The sequence below is a fragment of the Candidatus Enterococcus wittei genome (assembly GCF_002140175.1).
GTDB classification, from domain to species: Bacteria; Bacillota; Bacilli; order Lactobacillales; family Enterococcaceae; genus Enterococcus_B; species Enterococcus_B wittei.
Genome location: NZ_NGMO01000001.1, coordinates 589637 through 592974 on the forward strand (window position 1 = coordinate 589637; position 3338 = coordinate 592974).

A 3338-nucleotide genomic window follows, 5' to 3' on the forward strand; every position below is an offset into this window, starting at 1 on the left:
TGTTTTTGGTAAGGAAGTAAATATTCGGCTATTTTGGTTTCTAGTTCACCAATCTTACTGTTATACATATCAATAACATCTAAAATTTGTGCCAATAAAAACTTGTGATGACTTCTGAAAAAGCCAGTAAGTCCTTCCACTAATTCCGGCACTTTAAATTTTAAAGAAGTATAAACAGCCGCTTCAACTTTTTCTGCAGTAATATCTTCCTCATTAATCAATAGATTTAATAAATTTCTTCCAGATAATCCGAATATATCTGTCATGTAAGAAGTTATTTTAATTCCGGCAGTCTGTAAAATTTTGTGCGCGCGATTCTTTTCTCGATTTCTAGATTCGATCCACATTTTTCTTAACCGTGTGAGTTCACGCAAATCTTGTATAGGTTCCTCTGGAACAAAACTTTTGGGAATCAAACCTACTCGCAGCAACTTAGCAATCCAACTTGCATCTTTTTTATCCGTTTTTTGCCCAGGAATATTTTTAATTTTATACGGATTAGCTAGAACTAAGTCGAAATTTCCTTGAAGAATGTGCCAAACCGGTTTCCAATAAATACCTGTACTTTCCATAGCGACAATCTCACAATCAAAATCCGTTAGCCATTCATGTAGGGCTAATAATCCTTTGGTGGTCGTATCAAATTTTTGTAGATGTTTTTTTGGTCTGGTAGAAGTAAGCGGACCTTGTAAAACACAAGCAACAACATTACTTTGATGGACATCTAATCCAGCACAGCATTCGTAAATGATTTCCATAAAAAGGCACTCCTTTCCCATGATTTTAGGAAAGGAGTGCTTTATTTCATGTAAAATCAAATTTTTATACACATGCTCATTGGCAATATTTCAAGGTTCTCGAGAAATAAAGCAAGCCAGTTTGACAATCGGCATCACTTGCTTTTCCAAAATAATGGCGGCTTTTTTCCTTTCCTCTATAATTGTACTACAATCTTACCTTTCATTCTTCAGGGTGAATGAGTTTGCGAATTCATGTGTGTTTGACAAAGAGCCAAGAAAACAAAGTTGTTTTCCACCAACACTAGATATTATAGAACCCTTTTTATTCTGCAATTGCTTTTTCGATCGCAGTCCAAGCTTCTTCTTTTCCTTGTTTTGTGACAGAAGAAAAGAGAATAAACTGATCATTTTGATCAAAATTCAACGCTTTTTTGATTTCACTTTCATGTTTGTTCCATTTTCCTCGTGGAATTTTGTCTGCTTTTGTCGCTACAACGATCACTGGAATATCATAGTATTTCAAAAATTCATACATTTGGATATCTTCTTGTGAAGGTTTATGACGAACATCGACTAAAGAAACGACAGCTTTTAACTGCTCTCGAGTCGTTAAATAGGTTTCAATCATTTTCCCCCATTTTGCTCGCTCAGTTTTCGAAACTTTTGCATAACCATAGCCTGGAACATCCACAAAATGTAATGCATTTTCAATCAAATAGAAATTCAACGTCTGCGTTTTCCCAGGTTTTCCCGAAGTACGGGCTAAGTTTTTACGATCAATCAACGTATTGATAAATGAAGACTTTCCTACATTCGAACGACCTGCCAAAGCAATCTCAGGTAACTCTGTTTCTGGATACTGTTTTGGTGCAACCGCACTGATCACAATTTCAGCATGATGGACTTTCATATAATCTCTCCTTAAAAAGTTGTGAACGAGCTATCGGCTCTGAACCTAAATCCATAAAAATAAAAGAGCTGTGACCTTACGCGCTACTTCTTAATGCCGAATTAACGGTAGGTTAGAAGTTTTCTTTCAGTAACAAACCAGAGTTCACCAAGAATAAGAACACTATTCTTGAATCACTCCGATTCTCGGAACCGAACACGTAGTCACAATCTCTTTTTATTTATCCAGCTTTTTTTTCTGAATCTTTATAGATAATTGTTGGTTCACCCGTCAATTCTGCCGCTGCTTTCGTAATGATTACTTTTTCAATGTTTTCATTCGAAGGAATATCGAACATTACATCCATCATAATCTCTTCAATGATCGAACGTAACCCCCGAGCACCTGTATTTCGTTCAATTGCTTTTTTGGCAATTGCTTGCAACGCTTCAGGTTCAAATTCTAATTCGGTCTGATCTAAAGAAAGTAGTTTTTGGTATTGTTTCACCAAAGCATTCTTTGGTTCAGTCAAGATACGAACAAGATCCTCAGTTGTTAATTTTTCTAAAGCAGCCATCACTGGTAAACGTCCGATAAATTCAGGAATCAACCCGAATTTCAACAGATCTTCAGGGATAATGTGTTGCATCACACTTTCATCTTCTGAAAGCTTCTGATTTTGTGTACCGAATCCAATCGTTTTTTCGCCCATGCGATTTTTAACAATCGTTTCGATTCCATCGAATGCACCGCCTACGATGAACAAAACGTTCGTTGTGTCGATTTGAATGAACTCTTGATGTGGGTGCTTCCGTCCTCCTTGAGGTGGAACACTTGCCACTGTTCCTTCTAGAATCTTTAAAAGCGCTTGTTGTACCCCTTCACCAGAAACATCACGTGTGATGGAAACATTTTCGCTTTTACGTGCGATTTTGTCGATTTCATCAATATAGATGATTCCTTTTTCCGCCCGCTCCACATTGTAATCTGCAGATTGCAATAGTTTCAACAAGATATTCTCGACATCTTCTCCAACATAGCCGGCTTCTGTCAAACTTGTGGCATCTGCGATTGCAAATGGCACATTTAGCGTTTTCGCTAATGTTTGCGCCAAGAATGTCTTACCAGAACCAGTTGGACCAATCAGACAGATGTTACTTTTTTGTAATTCAACATCTTCTGAACTATCTTTTGCTTGTTGATTTACACGCTTATAGTGATTGTATACAGCAACAGCCAAGGAACGTTTTGCACGATCCTGCCCAATCACATAATTATTCAATACTTCAAGAATCTCTAAAGGTTTTGGCACTTCTGTAAACTCACGAACCGCTTCTTCATAAAATTCTTCATCAATAATTTCTTTACATAGGTCAATACATTCGTTACAGATGTAGACCCCCGGACCTGCGACGATTTTTTTTACTTCTTCTTGGGTTTTCCCACAAAAAGAACAGCGTACAGTCTCATTACCACTTGGATTATCATACATGGTCTTCACCCCTTAACTTGCAATAGTCTGCAAGAAACTATCAAAGACTTTATAGTCTTTTACTATCATACCATAATTTAAATAAAAGAAAAAGCATGAATAAACCTACCAATAAAAGAATGAAAGAGCTTGGGAATATAGGATATCCCAAACTCTTCTCTTTTGTTTGAAGAAACAATCGTTAAGATAATCACTTCTGTTAAACACATTGCTTACT

Annotated in this window: 3 protein-coding genes; all 3 read right to left on the minus strand. The window is 36.7% G+C overall.

Translation table 11 applies throughout. From position 1 onward, the window contains the following. Positions 1-758 (minus strand): IS110 family RNA-guided transposase (locus A5844_RS02165; protein WP_179190517.1); only part of this gene is annotated, 758 nt, incomplete at its 3' end. 304 nt (positions 759-1062) lie between these two features. Beyond that, complete coding sequence (gene yihA / locus A5844_RS02170; RefSeq protein WP_086283519.1) at positions 1063-1650, minus strand: ribosome biogenesis GTP-binding protein YihA/YsxC; 588 nt, start codon at positions 1648-1650, stop codon at positions 1063-1065. Between the two features lie 220 nt (positions 1651-1870). Beyond that, positions 1871-3121, minus strand: coding sequence for an ATP-dependent Clp protease ATP-binding subunit ClpX (gene clpX, locus A5844_RS02175; RefSeq protein ID WP_086283521.1), 1251 nt, complete (start codon positions 3119-3121; stop codon positions 1871-1873). Positions 3122-3338 lie beyond the last annotated feature (217 nt).

Excerpts from the sequence above, each read along its gene's own strand:
- yihA (WP_086283519.1), bottom strand. The coding sequence starts at position 1,650 with ATGAAAGTCCATCATGCTGAAATTGTGATCAGTGCGGTTGCACCAAAA.
- clpX (WP_086283521.1), bottom strand. The coding sequence starts at position 3,121 with ATGTATGATAATCCAAGTGGTAATGAGACTGTACGCTGTTCTTTTTGT.